General features: G+C 60.6%; 16 protein-coding genes and 1 tRNA gene. 12 read left to right on the top strand and 5 right to left on the bottom strand.

What is annotated here, in order from left to right; genetic code table 11:
• A tRNA-Ile gene (locus PspCFBP13509_RS17360) sits at positions 1-77 on the top strand.
• 73 nt (positions 78-150) lie between these two features.
• Here PspCFBP13509_RS17360 and PspCFBP13509_RS17355 read toward each other — a convergent pair.
• Positions 151-576 carry a VOC family protein gene (locus tag PspCFBP13509_RS17355; RefSeq protein ID WP_027605927.1) on the bottom strand — a complete coding sequence of 142 codons (426 nt, stop codon included), beginning with the start codon at positions 574-576 and terminating at the stop codon, positions 151-153.
• A 111-nt stretch (positions 577-687) separates the two neighbouring features.
• Between PspCFBP13509_RS17355 and PspCFBP13509_RS17350 the strand changes: the two genes are divergently transcribed.
• The 10 genes from PspCFBP13509_RS17350 to pqqE all read left to right on the top strand — a co-directional run bounded on the left by PspCFBP13509_RS17350 (position 688) and on the right by pqqE (position 10,584).
• Complete coding sequence (locus PspCFBP13509_RS17350; protein WP_065925400.1) at positions 688-1,557, top strand: LysR family transcriptional regulator; 870 nt, start codon at positions 688-690, stop codon at positions 1,555-1,557.
• A 36-nt stretch (positions 1,558-1,593) separates the two neighbouring features.
• Entirely contained in the window at positions 1,594-2,040 is a 447-nt protein-coding gene (locus PspCFBP13509_RS17345) for an Lrp/AsnC family transcriptional regulator (RefSeq protein ID WP_032883895.1), read from the top strand.
• A gap of 168 nt (positions 2,041-2,208) precedes the next feature.
• Positions 2,209-3,891: a flavin monoamine oxidase family protein gene (locus PspCFBP13509_RS17340; RefSeq protein ID WP_137212415.1), complete on the top strand. Its 1,683-nt coding sequence runs from the start codon at positions 2,209-2,211 to the stop codon at positions 3,889-3,891.
• 10 nt (positions 3,892-3,901) lie between these two features.
• Positions 3,902-4,696 (top strand): carbon-nitrogen hydrolase family protein, encoded by a 795-nt coding sequence (locus PspCFBP13509_RS17335; RefSeq protein WP_065947461.1) that lies wholly within the window; start codon positions 3,902-3,904, stop codon positions 4,694-4,696.
• A 47-nt stretch (positions 4,697-4,743) separates the two neighbouring features.
• Positions 4,744-7,113 carry a pyrroloquinoline quinone biosynthesis protein PqqF gene (gene pqqF / locus PspCFBP13509_RS17330; RefSeq protein WP_137212402.1) on the top strand — a complete coding sequence of 790 codons (2,370 nt, stop codon included), beginning with the start codon at positions 4,744-4,746 and terminating at the stop codon, positions 7,111-7,113.
• A 159-nt stretch (positions 7,114-7,272) separates the two neighbouring features.
• Positions 7,273-7,347 carry a pyrroloquinoline quinone precursor peptide PqqA gene (gene pqqA, locus PspCFBP13509_RS17325; RefSeq protein ID WP_003194766.1) on the top strand — a complete coding sequence of 25 codons (75 nt, stop codon included), beginning with the start codon at positions 7,273-7,275 and terminating at the stop codon, positions 7,345-7,347.
• Positions 7,348-7,418: 71 nt separating this feature from the next.
• Complete coding sequence (gene pqqB / locus PspCFBP13509_RS17320; RefSeq protein ID WP_010207003.1) at positions 7,419-8,330, top strand: pyrroloquinoline quinone biosynthesis protein PqqB; 912 nt, start codon at positions 7,419-7,421, stop codon at positions 8,328-8,330.
• A gap of 106 nt (positions 8,331-8,436) precedes the next feature.
• A complete protein-coding gene (gene pqqC / locus PspCFBP13509_RS17315; RefSeq protein ID WP_065925403.1) occupies positions 8,437-9,189 on the top strand; it encodes a pyrroloquinoline-quinone synthase PqqC in 753 nt (250 codons plus the stop codon).
• Positions 9,186-9,461, top strand: a complete 276-nt coding sequence (gene pqqD, locus PspCFBP13509_RS17310) for a pyrroloquinoline quinone biosynthesis peptide chaperone PqqD (protein ID WP_065925404.1) — start codon at positions 9,186-9,188, stop codon at positions 9,459-9,461. The genes pqqC and pqqD overlap by 4 nt, the downstream gene beginning before the upstream one ends.
• Positions 9,454-10,584 carry a pyrroloquinoline quinone biosynthesis protein PqqE gene (gene pqqE / locus PspCFBP13509_RS17305; protein WP_065938222.1) on the top strand — a complete coding sequence of 377 codons (1,131 nt, stop codon included), beginning with the start codon at positions 9,454-9,456 and terminating at the stop codon, positions 10,582-10,584. Before pqqD ends, pqqE begins: the two co-directional genes overlap by 8 nt.
• A 5-nt stretch (positions 10,585-10,589) precedes the next feature.
• Here pqqE and PspCFBP13509_RS17300 read toward each other — a convergent pair whose 3' ends face one another.
• From PspCFBP13509_RS17300 to PspCFBP13509_RS17285, 4 genes are all read right to left on the bottom strand, one after another.
• Positions 10,590-10,748 (bottom strand): YqaE/Pmp3 family membrane protein, encoded by a 159-nt coding sequence (locus tag PspCFBP13509_RS17300; RefSeq protein ID WP_010207008.1) that lies wholly within the window; start codon positions 10,746-10,748, stop codon positions 10,590-10,592.
• A gap of 95 nt (positions 10,749-10,843) precedes the next feature.
• Positions 10,844-11,164 (bottom strand): helix-turn-helix domain-containing protein, encoded by a 321-nt coding sequence (locus tag PspCFBP13509_RS17295; protein ID WP_065925406.1) that lies wholly within the window; start codon positions 11,162-11,164, stop codon positions 10,844-10,846.
• On the bottom strand, positions 11,148-11,513 hold the full coding sequence (locus tag PspCFBP13509_RS17290) for a type II toxin-antitoxin system RelE/ParE family toxin (protein ID WP_074847776.1): 366 nt from the start codon (positions 11,511-11,513) through the stop codon (positions 11,148-11,150). The genes PspCFBP13509_RS17295 and PspCFBP13509_RS17290 overlap by 17 nt, the downstream gene beginning before the upstream one ends.
• 224 nt (positions 11,514-11,737) lie before the next feature.
• Positions 11,738-13,006 (bottom strand): aspartate aminotransferase family protein, encoded by a 1,269-nt coding sequence (locus PspCFBP13509_RS17285; protein WP_137212401.1) that lies wholly within the window; start codon positions 13,004-13,006, stop codon positions 11,738-11,740.
• A 209-nt stretch (positions 13,007-13,215) separates the two neighbouring features.
• Here PspCFBP13509_RS17285 and PspCFBP13509_RS17280 point away from each other — a divergent pair, with 209 nt between their 5' ends.
• Positions 13,216-14,115: a LysR family transcriptional regulator gene (locus PspCFBP13509_RS17280; protein ID WP_137212400.1), complete on the top strand. Its 900-nt coding sequence runs from the start codon at positions 13,216-13,218 to the stop codon at positions 14,113-14,115.
• Positions 14,116-14,128 lie beyond the last annotated feature (13 nt).

The raw sequence follows: 14,128 nt of genomic DNA, 5'->3' as shown, positions 1-14,128 counted from the left end.
GGGCCTATAGCTCAGTTGGTCAGAGCAGAGGACTCATAATCCTTTGGTCCACGGTTCAAGTCCGTGTGGGCCCACCAATTCGAAAGCCGCGCATTGCGCGGCTTTTGTGTGTCTGGCACAGACGTTTTGCGTGGGGGGCTGCGTACAACCTTACTTCGCAAACAACTGCCCAATATCCCTGAATGCCTTGAACTCCAACGCATTGCCGCACGGGTCGAACAGGAACAAGGTCGCCTGCTCACCCACCTGTCCCTTGAACCGAATATGCGGTTCCAACACAAACGTCGTCTGCCGCGCCTGTAAACGGTCTGCCAGGGCGTGCCAATCTTCCCAGCCCAGCACCACGCCAAAATGCGGCACGGGCACGTCGTGGCCGTCGACGGCGTTGGTGTGGGCGGCTTCCTGGGAGGCGGTTTTCGGGTGTTCGTGGATCACCAGTTGATGGCCGAAGAAGTTGAAGTCGACCCAGTGTTCGCTGGAGCGGCCCTCCTCCAACCCAAAGACGTCGCCGTAGAAGTGCCGTGCAGCGGCGAGATCGAATACCGGAATTGCCAGGTGAAAGGGCGCGAGTGTCATCAGTTCAAACCTCTATGGGCGTTAGTAACCCGAGTTTAGCCTTGCTCCCAACGATGAAAAGACGATAGTTTTTGCGTCGAGCTCAAAAATTTTTGATGAATCGAGACATCGATGCTGCGTGAATTGAAGACCTTTATTGCGGTAACGCGCCACGGGACGTTTGCGTCAGCGGGCATGCATATCGGGCTGACGCAGTCAGCGGTGAGTGCCCAGATTCGTCAGTTGGAGCAAGCGCTGGGCGTGCAGCTGTTCGACCGCACCGGCCGCCAGGCCACCCTGAATGCCGCCGGTTTGCGCGCATTACCCTTGGCCAAGGAGATTCTGGAGACCTTCAACCGCATGGCGGTGCCGGTGAATACCAATGAATACCGGGGTGAGTTGAAAGTCGGTGCTATCACTACGGCTCAAACCGGTTTGCTGCCCCAGGCGCTGGTGCGCTTGCGCCAGGCCGCGCCAACGGTTGAGTGCAAGTTGGTGCCTGGTGTCTCCCTGGAACTGTTGAACCAGGTCGACGCTGGAGAGTTGGATTCGGCAATCATCATTCGACCGCCCTTCGACCTGCCCAAGGAGTTGTATGTGCAGGTGCTGCGCAAGGAGCCGTTCGTGTTGGTCGTGCCGAACACATTGGTGGGCGACGACCCTTTGCACCTACTCAACACCCAGCCCCATGTGCGCTATGACCGTGCTTCGTTTGGCGGCCGACTCGTAAGCCGGTTTCTGCGCGAGCAGAAGCTTGAGGTGCAAGTGGCGCTGGAGCTGGATGAACTCGAAGCCATCGTCAGGATGGTGGAGTGTGGCCTGGGCGTATCGTTGATTCCAAAGGCAGGCTTGTGGCTGGAGCGCTCGCCCCAAGTAAGAATAATCCCGCTGGGCAAGCTGACTTTTTTCCGCGAGATCATCCTGCTGGGCCGCTACAGCCAACGTCACCTGCCGGTACCACAACTGTTTGCCCGCTGCCTGCTGGCCGATCCAAGCCTGTAACATGCGTTCCCATTGCCGCCCGTCACGGAGCCCCACGTGCCTGTTCTAGATGAAATCGATCGCCAGTTGATCGCCGCCTTGCAGATCAACGCCCGCGAAAGCGTGGCCATGCTTGCCCGGCAGTTGGGCATTGCGCGCACCACGGTGACGTCGCGCCTTGCGCGCCTGGAGAAAACCCAGGTGATCACCGGTTATGGTGTGCGCCTGGGTCAACGCGTGGCAGATGGCGGCTTGCAGGCCTATGTGGGGATCACCGTGCAACCGCGCTCGGGCAAAGAAGTGCTGCGCAGGCTGAGCGCCATGGCCCAGGTTCAACAATTGTGCGCGGTCAGCGGCGAGTTCGATTACGTGGCCTGGTTGCGCACCGATTCGCCGGAACAGCTCGATCAATTACTGGACCAGATCGGCAGTGTCGATGGCGTGGAGAAAACCACCACATCGATCATCCTCAGTAACAAATTGGATCGCGGCCAACCAATCTGACCACCTAATTCGTCACTATGACTAAAAACAATTCATTCCGACGACACTTTGCGTCTTATTAACGAACGCAACGCTCCCTAAACTGGCTGCCATCTTTTCCTATACTCAGCGGGTCACTTCCCGCCGAGTCGTCAGCAAGGGCCCGCCATGAGCATTCCGTCCAGCACTATCAGCAAGACCCATCGCCACCCTGCCGACGGTAAAAAACCCATCACCATCTTTGGCCCGGATTTCCCGTTCGCCTTCGATGACTGGATCGAACACCCCGCCGGACTCGGCAGTATCCCCGCCGCCAATCATGGCGCCGAAGTGGCCATCGTCGGCGCCGGTATCGCCGGGCTGGTCGCCGCCTACGAGCTGATGAAGCTGGGCCTCAAGCCCGTGGTGTATGAGGCCTCGAAGATGGGCGGCCGTTTGCGTTCCCAGGCCTTCGAAGGCGCCGAAGGCATCATCGCCGAGTTGGGCGGCATGCGTTTTCCGGTGTCCTCTACCGCGTTCTATCACTACGTCGACAAGCTGGGTCTGGAAACCAAACCCTTCCCCAACCCGCTGACGCCGGCTTCCGGCAGTACGGTGATCGATCTCGAAGGCCAGACCCACTACGCACAAAAGCTGTCCGATCTGCCTGCGCTGTTCCAGGAAGTGGCTGACGCCTGGGCCGACGCCCTGGAAGCCGGCTCGCAGTTCGGCGATATCCAGCAAGCCATCCGCGACCGTGATGTGCCACGCCTCAAAGCGCTGTGGAACAAGTTGGTGCCCTTGTGGGACGACCGCACCTTCTACGACTTCGTAGCCACCTCCAAGGCCTTCGCCAAGTTGTCGTTCCACCACCGCGAGGTGTTTGGCCAGGTAGGTTTCGGCACCGGTGGCTGGGACTCGGATTTCCCCAACTCCATGCTGGAAATATTCCGCGTGGTCATGACCAACTGTGACGATCACCAGCACCTGGTGGTCGGCGGCGTAGCCCAGGTGCCGATGGGCATCTGGCGCCATGTGCCGGAGCGTTGCGCCCATTGGCCCGCCGGTACCAGCCTGAGCTCGCTGCACCGCGGTGCACCACGGGCCGGGGTAAAACGCATCGCCCATGCTGCCGATGGCCGTTTCGCGGTGACCGACAACTACGGCGATACCCGCGAATACGCGGCCGTGCTCACCACCTGCCAAAGCTGGCTGCTGACCACCCAGATCGAGTGCGATGAAACACTGTTCTCGCAAAAGATGTGGATGGCCCTCGACCGCACGCGCTACATGCAATCGTCAAAGACCTTCGTGATGGTCGACCGCCCGTTCTGGAAAGACAAAGACCCGGAGACCGGCCGCGACCTGATGAGCATGACCCTCACCGATCGCCTCACGCGCGGCACTTACCTTTTCGACAACGGCGACGACAAGCCAGGGGTGATCTGCCTGTCGTACTCGTGGATGAGCGACGCGCTGAAAATGCTCCCGCAGCCCATCGACAAACGGGTGAAACTGGCGCTGGACGCCTTGAACAAGATCTACCCGAAAGTCGACATCAAGGCGCGCATCATCGGCGACCCGATCACCGTGTCCTGGGAAGCCGACCCGCATTTCCTCGGGGCCTTCAAAGGCGCGCTGCCGGGTCACTACCGCTACAACCAACGTATGTATGCGCACTTCATGCAGAAGGACATGCCCGCTGAACAGCGTGGGATTTTTATCGCCGGTGACGACGTGTCCTGGACTCCAGCATGGGTGGAGGGCGCGGTACAAACCTCATTGAACGCGGTGTGGGGCATCATGAACCACTTTGGTGGCAGCACTCACCCCGAGAACCCGGGGCCGGGTGATGTGTTCGATGAGATCGGGCCGATTGCCCTGGCTGACTAAGGAGTTGAACATGCGCGTCGCCCTGTACCAATGCCCACCGCTGCCGCTGGATGTCGCAGGCAACCTCAAGCGTCTGCACCAACTGGCGCATGAAGCGTCCGGTGCCGATGTGCTGGTGCTGCCGGAGATGTTCCTCACCGGTTACAACATCGGTGCCGAAGCCGTGGGTGCCTTGGCCGAAGCCCAGGACGGGGAGTCTGCCCAAGCCGTTGCCGAAATCGCGCAGAGCGCCGGGCTGGCGATTCTGTACGGCTACCCGGAGCGGGCCGAAGACGGGCAGATCTACAACGCCGTGCAGTTGATCGACGCCCACGGCCAGCGCCTGTGCAACTACCGCAAGACCCATCTGTTCGGCGATCTGGATCACTCGATGTTCAGTGCCGGCGACGATGATTTCCCGCTGGTGGAACTCAACGGATGGAAGTTGGGGTTCCTGATCTGCTATGACCTGGAGTTCCCGGAAAACACCCGACGCCTGGCCCTGGCCGGTGCCGAGCTGATCCTGGTGCCCACCGCCAATATGGTGCCGTTCGACTTCGTCGCCGATGTCACCGTGCGGGCGCGGGCCTTCGAGAACCAGTGCTACGTGGCCTACGCCAATTACTGCGGGCACGAAGGCGATATCCAGTACTGCGGGCAAAGCAGCATTGCCGCACCAGATGGTCAGCGAATCGCCCAGGCCGGCCTGGATGAAGCCTTGATTGTCGGGACAGTGGACCGGCAATCGATCCTCGACGCCCGCGCCGCCAACCATTACCTGCAAGACCGGCGTCCCGAGCTTTACGGCCCGCTGTACAAGCCCTGACTGAATGGGTTTGTTAGCATAGGCACTTGCCCGTTCTGGAAGTGCCCATGCCCGCCCCGGCCCACCTTTATCCCGTTCACCTGACCCTGGCCAATGGCCTGCGGGTTTCCCTGCGCCATGCACCGCGCTTAAAACGTTGCGCGGCGGCGCTGCGGGTGGCTGCCGGCAGCCACGACGTGCCGTTGGCCTGGCCGGGACTGGCGCATTTTCTTGAGCATTTGTTGTTTCTGGGAACCGAGCGATTTCCTGCAGGCGAAGGGCTGATGGCCTACGTACAGCGCCACGGCGGCCAAGTGAATGCAAGCACCCGCGAACGCACCACGGACTTCTTCTTTGAACTACCGGTTTCAGTCTATGCGCACGGGCTGGAGCGACTGGCGGACATGCTGACCCATCCGCGCCTGACCCTGGAAGATCAACGGCGCGAGCGCGAAGTGCTGCACGCCGAGTACGTCGCCTGGTCCCAGGATGCCAAGGCACAGCAGCAGGTGGCGCTGCTAGAAGGCTTGGCAGCGGATCATCCACTGCGCGGCTTTCACGCGGGCAACCGCGACAGCCTGCCGGTGGAGCGCGAGGCGTTTCAGCAAGCACTGCGGGAATTCCACACGCATTTCTATCAGAGCGGGCAGATGACATTGAGCCTCGCCGGCCCGCAACCGCTGCAAGAACTGGAAGCCCTGGCGCAGCGTTTCAGCGCGCAACTGATCGCTGGCCCCTTGCATCCGCAGGCCTCACCATCGGCCTTGATGCAAGGCCAGGCTCGGCGCTATCAACACATCGACAACAACCACTTGCACCACGTCATCACCTGTGACGCGCCCCGTGAAGCCCTGGATTTCCTCTGCACCTGGCTCAATGCCTCTGCGCCGGGCGGGCTGCTCGCCGAGTTGAAAACCCGACACTTGGCCAGCGTCCTGCAGGCATCGGTGCTGTACCACTTCGCCGGTCAAGCCGTGCTGGACATCGACTTTACACTCGACAGCAAGGACGAACCGCCCACACACATTGAGACGCTGCTGCACGACTGGCTGAGCTTTTTCGCCCACAGCGATTGGACGCCACTGCGCGAAGAGTTCGCCCTGCTGAACGCTCGCCAACAACAGGTCCAGGGCGCCCTGGCATTGGCTCGAAACGACAGCGAAGACCTCAGTGAACAGGGCGTCGCCGCGCTCAAGGCCCTGCTTGATTCACTGCATTTGCCGCCCGCCGAACACCGTTGGCAACTGCCGCCGAACAACCCGTTCCTGCGCCCACCGGTCAAAGAAGAACGCGCCGGCCTGATCCGTGGCCAAACCAGCGCTCACCGAGGCTTGCGCACGTTTGCCCAGGATCGTTCACGGGGGCGAAGGGACGTATCGGCGCTGACCTTCAGCCAGGCCTTGGCGGATGACGGCGATGAAGGCGCGCTGTATGCACAGTGGCGCTTCGACGCGCCAGCGCCTGCCGGGCTGGAAAACACCTTGCAGCCATTGCGTGAGCATGCGCGCCAGGCGGGCGTCGAATTATCGTTCGAAGCCACCGGCAATGAGTGGCGGATGAAAATGATAGGACTGCACGAGCCGATGCCGGCCGTGCTGGAGGCGTTGGCGCAACACCTCAACCTGCCGCAGGAAACTGCCCCGGCACCTGCGCCCATGATCGCTATCCGGGAACTGCTCCAGGCCCTGCCCACGTGCTGCGCCACCGGCCGTGCCGACGCCAGCGAACAGCCTGGATCCTGGGCCACTGCCCGCTGGCACGGCCTGGGGCTGAGTCTGCCCGCCGCATGTGAAACGTTGATAAAGGCCGCCGCCGCCCGTCTGCCCGGGCAACCTGCACACTTCGAACCGTCTCTTCAACACCTCGGTGGTCAACGTGTGTGGCATACGGTTAAAACTGCCTCAACCGAAGCCGCGGTGCTGCTGTTTTGCCCGGCACCCAGCCAATCCCTGGCCGATGAAGCCTCATGGCGGCTGCTTGGGCACCTGCTCCAAGGGCCGTTCTACCAACGCCTGAGGGTCGAGTTGCAATTGGGCTACGCCGTATTCAGCGGTGTCCGACAGATCAACGGGCAAACCGGCCTGCTGTTGGGTGTGCAATCACCCAGCGTTTCACTGGCAGGTATCGTCGATCACCTGAAAGCCTTCCTGAAACACCTACCGTTGTTGATCGACGGCACCAGTGACGTGGGCAATCACGCCTTGGCACAGCAGTTCTGCGCCGCGACGTTACCGATCACCCAAAGCGCCGAACTGCTTTGGCACGCGCGCCTGGCGGGCCACCCGTCGGATTATCTGTACCGGCTTCAACAGCTGATCCAGGCCCGCACACGGGAGGACCTGCAACACGCGGCCCAACAACTGCACGACGCGACCGGCGGCTGGCGCTGCATCGCCAACGGCCCACCTGTCGACGAGAGCTGGCAACCGGCGAGCTGATCATTGCCAACCCTGCAACAGGCTTTTTCCACCAAGACAGCGCTAACTTGAGAAGAATTGCGTAACATTCCCACGCACACATCTGAACATCTCCGACTGGAGGTGGACTATATGTATTACTTGGTAGTAAACGTCCCATCCCTTCGTAGGAGTAAGAATATGACCTGGTCCAAACCTGCTTACACTGATCTGCGTATCGGCTTCGAAGTCACCATGTACTTCGCCAGCCGCTAAGCCGCTGGGTAATACAACGCCTCGGTTCGCCCGGGGCGTTTTTGTTTTGAGCTTTGCTTGATGGAGCGGCCATGTTTGTCCAGATTCTAGGTTCCGCCGCTGGCGGCGGCTTCCCGCAGTGGAACTGCAACTGCGTGAACTGCGCAGGTTTTCGTGACGGCAGCCTGCGGGCGCAGGCGCGGACCCAGTCGTCCATCGCCATTTCCGACGATGGCGTGAACTGGGTACTGTGCAATGCCTCACCGGATATCCGCGCGCAACTCCAGGGTTTTGCGCCGATGCAGCCCGGCCGCGCACTGCGCGACACCGGCATCAGTGCCATCATCCTGATGGACAGCCAGATCGACCACACCACCGGCCTGTTGAGCCTGCGCGAAGGTTGCCCGCACCAGGTGTGGTGCACCGACATGGTCCATGAAGACCTGAGCACCGGCTTCCCGCTGTTCACCATGCTCACCCACTGGAACGGCGGCCTGGCCTGGAACCGCATCGAGCTGGATGCCAGCTTCACCATCCCGGCCTGCCCCAACCTGCGCTTCACCCCGTTGCCCCTGCGTAGCGCCGCCCCACCGTACTCGCCGCACCGCTTCGACCCGCACCCAGGCGATAACATCGGCCTGATCGTCGAAGACCTGCGCACCGGCGGCAAACTGTTCTACGCCCCGGGCCTGGGCAAGGTCGACGCGCCGTTGCTGGAGATCATGGCCGGCAGCGATTGCCTGCTGGTGGACGGTACGATGTGGGACGACGATGAAATGCAGCGCCGTGGCGTCGGCACCCGCACCGGCCGCGAGATGGGCCACCTGGCGCAAAATGGCCCCGGCGGCATGCTCGAAGTGCTGGAGCAGTTGCCCAAGCAGCGCAAGGTGCTTATCCACATCAACAACACCAACCCGATCCTCGATGAAGATTCTCCCGAGCGCGCGGAACTGGTGCGGCGCAATGTCGAAGTCGCTTACGACGGCATGAGCATCGAACTGTAGGAGCGGGCTTGCCCGCGAAAAACCCAAGGGCACCGTGCTCATTCAGAACGCCCACGTCATCGTTAACGACCTTCGCGAGCAAGCTCGCTCCTACAGGAGACCTCTTATGACTGATAGACCGATGAACACCGCCGAATTCGAAGCCGCCTTGCGGGCCAAAGGCGCCTTCTACCATATCCATCACCCGTACCACGTGGCGATGTATGAAGGCCGTGCCACCCGCGAGCAGATCCAGGGCTGGGTCGCCAACCGTTTCTATTACCAGGTGAACATCCCGCTGAAAGACGCGGCGATCCTGGCCAACTGCCCGGACCGCGAGATCCGTCGCGAGTGGATTCAGCGCCTGCTCGACCACGATGGCGCACCGGGTGAGGACGGCGGTATCGAAGCCTGGCTGCGTTTGGGCCAAGCGGTCGGCCTCGACCCCGACCAGTTGCGCTCCCAGGAATTGGTATTGCCCGGCGTACGCTTTGCGGTAGACGCCTACGTCAACTTTGCGCGCCGCGCCAGCTGGCAGGAAGCCGCCAGCAGCTCGCTCACCGAGCTGTTCGCGCCGCAGATCCACCAATCGCGCCTCGACAGCTGGCCGCAGCACTACCCGTGGATCGACCCCACCGGCTACGAATATTTCCGCACCCGCCTGGGCCAGGCGCGGCGCGACGTGGAGCATGGGCTGGCAATCACCTTGCAGCACTACACCACCCGAGAAGGCCAGGAGCGCATGCTGGAAATCCTCCAGTTCAAACTCGACATCCTGTGGAGCATGCTGGATGCCATGAGCATGGCCTACGAACTGAAACGCCCGCCGTATCACAGCGTGACCGAGCAGCGGGTCTGGCATAAAGGGATCACCCTATGAGCTTTGATCGCAGCAGAAAACCGACCTGGCGCCAGGGCTACCGCTACCAGTACGAACCCGCGCAAAAAGGCCATGTGTTGCTCTACCCCGAAGGCATGATCAAGCTCAACGACAGCGCCGCGCTGATTGGTGGCCTGATTGACGGTGAGCGCGACGTGGCGGCGATCATTACCGCCCTCGAAGAACAGTTCCCCGGCGTACCTGAGCTGGGTGACGACATCGAGCAATTCATGGAGGTCGCCCGTGCTGAGCACTGGATCACCCTTGCCTGAAAAACCCGCCATCGGCCTGCCGCTGTGGTTGCTCGCCGAGCTGACCTATCGCTGCCCGCTGCAATGCCCGTATTGCTCCAACCCGCTGGACTTTGCCGAGCAGGGCAAGGAGCTGAGCACCGAGCAGTGGATCAAGGTATTTCGTGAGGCCCGCGAGATGGGCGCGGCGCAGTTGGGGTTTTCCGGCGGTGAGCCGCTGGTGCGCCAGGACCTCGCCGAGTTGATCGCCGAGGCGCGCAAGCTGGGGTTCTACACCAACCTGATCACCTCAGGCATCGGCCTGACCGAGCAGAAGATCAGCGACTTCAAGAAAGCCGGCCTGGACCATATCCAGATCAGCTTCCAGGCCAGCGACGAACAGGTGAACAACCTGCTGGCCGGTTCGAAAAAAGCCTTTGCGCAAAAACTGGAAATGGCCCGCGCCGTGAAGGCGCATGGCTACCCGATGGTGCTGAACTTCGTCACCCATCGGCACAATATCGACAAGATCGACCGCATCATCGAGCTGTGTATTGCGCTGGAGGCGGATTTTGTCGAGCTTGCCACCTGCCAGTTCTATGGCTGGGCACAACTCAATCGCGTGGGTTTATTGCCGACGAAGGAACAACTGGTGCGCGCCGAACGCATCACCAACGAATACCGTGCCAAGCTCGAAGCCGAAGGCCATCCGTGCAAGCTGATCTTCGTGACACCGGACTACTACGAGGAGCGCCCGAAGGCCTGTATGAACGGCTGGGGCAGTATCTTTCTGACCGTGACGCCAGACGGCACCGCCCTGCCCTGCCACGGCGCCCGACAAATGCCGGTGCAGTTTCCCAATGTGCGCGACCACAGCATGCAGCACATCTGGTACGACTCTTTCGGGTTCAACCGCTTTCGCGGCTACGACTGGATGCCCGAGCCGTGTCGTTCGTGCGATGAAAAGGAAAAGGATTTCGGTGGCTGCCGTTGCCAGGCCTTCATGCTCACGGGGGATGCGAGCAATGCCGACCCGGTGTGCAGCAAGTCCGAGCAGCACGGCATCATCCTCAAGGCGCGGGAAGAAGCCGAGCACGCTACCCAGACCATCGAGCAACTGGCCTTTCGCAATGAGCGCAATTCACGGCTCATCGCAAAAGGCTGACGGGCTCAGCGCTTGGCGATGATGTACACGGCGTGAATGATGCCTGGGAAGTAACCGCACAAGGTCAGCAGAATATTCAGCCAGAACGCGCCGGCGAAACCCACTTGCAGGAACACACCCAGTGGCGGCAGCAGAATGGCGATGATGATACGAATGATGTCCATGGGTCAGCTCCAGAAAATCGGCTCGTGTGAGCCGTGTAGCTAATCGACCTTGGGCGTTCGTGAGGGTTCAGTGGGATCTGGCACCGGGCCATCCTTCAGGCCAGAATTTCTAACCCATGCTTTTGCACGATGCTAAGAAGTTTGAGCGCCATGCCGCTGGGTTGCTTCTCGCCAGATTCCCATTTCTTCACCGTGGAGGCGCTGGTATTCAGGTAACGAGCAAACACCGGTTGGCTGACATGGCTACTTTCACGTAGCTGCTTGATCTGTTCGGCAGGGATTTGCGCGGGGATCTTTGCAAGGCATGCCTCGTCGAACTCACGAAGAGTAGTTTTGTTGATGGCGCCAATTGCATAAAGCGCTTTGGCAGATTGGTGAACAGACTCAAGAATTTCGCTTTCATATTTTTTGGTCATGGTGCATCTCCACAAATTCCCCACTATCCAGAAGGTGTTGAACCTGTACCTCGTTTAACCCTTCATAAACCTTAGCCAGTGCTCGCAACGCGCTGAGTTCCTTATGGCTGATATTGCTTCGCCTCTGCTTGTCAAAAAGAGAGTTATAAACCCAGTAATGCCTGCCCTTGGCCAAGACAATAGATCGATGTCGGTTCTCTTTGAGGCGTTTCTTCCAGACACCACCTCCCAAATTGTCAGCTTGCCCCCTGAGCAATTGGCCGAACGCCTCCCTCAACTCCGAATCACAGATCCACGCCTTTCTGGCCGCCTCAGCAAAATTCCTGGTTTTAAACAACCTAAGCCTCATGGATATCCCTTCCCATAAACATACCACCCAGTGGCATAGATTAGAAGTGGAGCAACCAATGCTCCGTCGACAGTCCTTATCGACGCACGCTAAAAAGCCATTGTTTTCACAGGCGATCAATCAACGCTTTCAATCCAAAAATTTCACACGCAAAAAAACGCCCCCAGCCGAAAGAATCAGGCTGGAGGCGCCGCGTATACCGCGAGACGGTTCAGGAATGTGGGTTAAACAGCGATGCCCTTGCGGCATTGCAACTGGGCGGTGCGCACCCGGGAAAAAGCGCGGGCCAGGCGCAGGAGCATTTCGTCGATGTTGCTTTTGCTCACCGTAAGCGCCGGGGTGAAGCGCAGGCAGTCAGGTTGCGGGGCGTTGAGGATCAGGCCTTCGTGCAGGGCGGCTTTTACCACTGCATCTGCAGAATCATCCGCCAACGTCAGGCCCCACATCAGGCCGTGGCCGCGCAATTGGCCCTGGTCGTAGCGGTAGGCCAGTCGGGCAAGGCCTTCGCCCAGGTAAAGGCCGGATTCACGTACGTGTTCCAGGAAGCCGTGCTCCAGCACCGTATCGAGTACCGCCTGCCCGGCCGATGCCATCAATGCGTTGCCATGATGGGTACCTTCCAGCTCACCCACGTCGAAGCAACAGGCGTTGCCGCGCGCCAGCAGCGCAGCCAATGGCACGCCGCCGCCCAGGCCTTTGCCGAGGGTGATGATGTCGGCTCGCACGCCGTATTGCTGTTCGGCAAGCAAGGTGCCGCAACGGCCAAGGCCGGTTTGTACTTCGTCGAGGATCAGCAGGATCCCCAGTTCGCGGCACAGCCGTTCAACCCCCTTGAGGTAATGCTCCGTCGCGGGGATCACACCGGCCTCGCTCTGGACCGGCTCCAGCAGGATGGCGACTGTCTGTGCATCGACCGCTGCATGCAGGGCCGGCAGATCGTTGAACGGCACATGGCTGAAGCCGGGCAATTGCGGTTCAAAGCGGTTTTCCAGCGCTCCCCCCGACGCCGCCAGTGCCGCGAAACTGCGACCATGGCAACCATTGCTCGCGCTGATAATGCGGTAGGCCCCGCCGCGATGCAGTTGGCCCCACTTGCGCGCCAACTTGATCGCCGCTTCGCAGGCCTCGGCGCCACTGTTGAGCAGGTAGGCCTGGTCGCTGCCGGTACGATGGCACAGGCGGTCGACAAGATTGAGTTGAGCGCGGTTATGCAGCCCCAGGCCTGGATTGATCAGGGCCTGGGTCTGGTCGGCAAGGGCTTTGATCAAGACCTGCGGGCTGTGGCCGAGGCTGTTGGCAGCGTTGCCCTGGCTGAAATCCAGGTAGGCACGCTCGTCGCTGTCCCACAGCCACGAGCCCTGGCCACGAACGAAAACCTGAGGCGGCCTCGCCACGGTGGGCATCAGCGCCTCGCTGGACAGCGTATCGGGTGAAGCCTCCAGCACCAGGTCGTCCAGGCTGGGCACGGGGCGACGCATATTGAAGAGATTCACAGCTTGCCCCCAGTGGCAACCGGACCTTGGTCGGTTTTCCCTGCAATCACTGTCTGAGGGTGTGTTGCCTTGCCTATGTAAACGCCATCAACATAAACGCTGTTCATTGCCCGATCCGGCCCTGTAAGCCCTGCGAATAGGCGCTAGACTAGGCGCCTCGGGGGCCACCGGCCATTTCGTTTTTCCAGCTTTTTCGATAAGCAAACCTTATGGATTTTAAGCAACTGCGTTATTTCGTCGCGGTGTATGAAGAAGGCCATGTGGGCCGTGCCGCTGAACGCCTGTCGATCTCCCAGCCAGCGCTCTCACAACAGATCCGCCAGTTGGAGCGCAACCTCGATGTGAGCCTGTTCGAACGCAGCAGCAAACGCCTGCTGCCCACCCTGGCCGCCCATACGCTGTACAACCATGCCTTGCCGCTGATCGATGGCATGCAGCAAGCCGTCGAAGCCTTGCGTAACTTCAAGGGCCAGGCCATGCGCACCCTGGCCATCGGCGTGCTGCAAACCGTGCACACCAGCCTGGTCCCGCAAATGCTAGAGCGCGTGCGCAAGGCCCAGCCGCACCTGGTGGTGCAGATCTACGAATTGACCGGGATCGAGATTGAACGGCGGTTGCTTAACGGCTCGCTGGACATCGGCATCAGCTATCTGCCACCACGCCAGCCGGGGCTGCACGGTGTGTTGTTGTACGAAGATGAATTGAAGATAGTCATCCCCGAGGACCATCCCCTGCGCGAATTCAAGAAAGTCTCGCTGAAACAGGCCGCCGAACTGCCGATGTTGTTGCTGGGGGAAGAGTTCCAGGTTCGACAGATCTGGCAGGGTCAGTTATCCAACCTCGGACGCCGGCCGCAGGTACAGGCGGAGTTGAATACCATGGTGGGGATTCTCGACAGCTTGCCTAACACCAAATTGGCCACGGTGCTGCCGGGACGCTCCCAGGACGAACACAACAGCCAGTCGCTGCTCTGGAAACCCTTGAGTGAACCCAGGGTGCCGTTAAAGGTAGGTTTGGTGTGTCGCGATGTACAGCGCCAGCAGGCAACCATGGCGCTGCTGCGCACCTTGCTGGAAGACGTGATGAATGCGCCGCAGGCCCTGCCCTGAAATTCGGCGCCTG

Origin of the sequence: Pseudomonas sp. CFBP13509 (genome assembly GCF_005233485.1) — a bacterium.
In the GTDB taxonomy this organism is placed as follows: Bacteria; Pseudomonadota; Gammaproteobacteria; order Pseudomonadales; family Pseudomonadaceae; genus Aquipseudomonas; species Aquipseudomonas marginalis.
Note: the sequence above shows the minus strand (reverse complement) of the source record. Positions and strands in the feature narration are given on the sequence as shown.

Bases quoted from the DNA above. Each gene is read 5' to 3' on its own strand.
- pqqD (WP_065925404.1), top strand. From the start codon at position 9,186: ATGAGCTTTGATCGCAGCAGAAAACCGACCTGGCGCCAGGGCTACCGC.
- pqqB (WP_010207003.1), top strand. From the start codon at position 7,419: ATGTTTGTCCAGATTCTAGGTTCCGCCGCTGGCGGCGGCTTCCCGCAG.
- PspCFBP13509_RS17335 (WP_065947461.1), top strand. From the start codon at position 3,902: ATGCGCGTCGCCCTGTACCAATGCCCACCGCTGCCGCTGGATGTCGCA.
- pqqF (WP_137212402.1), top strand. From the start codon at position 4,744: ATGCCCGCCCCGGCCCACCTTTATCCCGTTCACCTGACCCTGGCCAAT.
- pqqC (WP_065925403.1), top strand. From the start codon at position 8,437: ATGACTGATAGACCGATGAACACCGCCGAATTCGAAGCCGCCTTGCGG.
- PspCFBP13509_RS17290 (WP_074847776.1), bottom strand. From the start codon at position 11,513: ATGAGGCTTAGGTTGTTTAAAACCAGGAATTTTGCTGAGGCGGCCAGA.
- PspCFBP13509_RS17350 (WP_065925400.1), top strand. From the start codon at position 688: ATGCTGCGTGAATTGAAGACCTTTATTGCGGTAACGCGCCACGGGACG.
- PspCFBP13509_RS17280 (WP_137212400.1), top strand. From the start codon at position 13,216: ATGGATTTTAAGCAACTGCGTTATTTCGTCGCGGTGTATGAAGAAGGC.
- PspCFBP13509_RS17300 (WP_010207008.1), bottom strand. From the start codon at position 10,748: ATGGACATCATTCGTATCATCATCGCCATTCTGCTGCCGCCACTGGGT.
- PspCFBP13509_RS17295 (WP_065925406.1), bottom strand. From the start codon at position 11,164: ATGACCAAAAAATATGAAAGCGAAATTCTTGAGTCTGTTCACCAATCT.
- PspCFBP13509_RS17355 (WP_027605927.1), bottom strand. From the start codon at position 576: ATGACACTCGCGCCCTTTCACCTGGCAATTCCGGTATTCGATCTCGCC.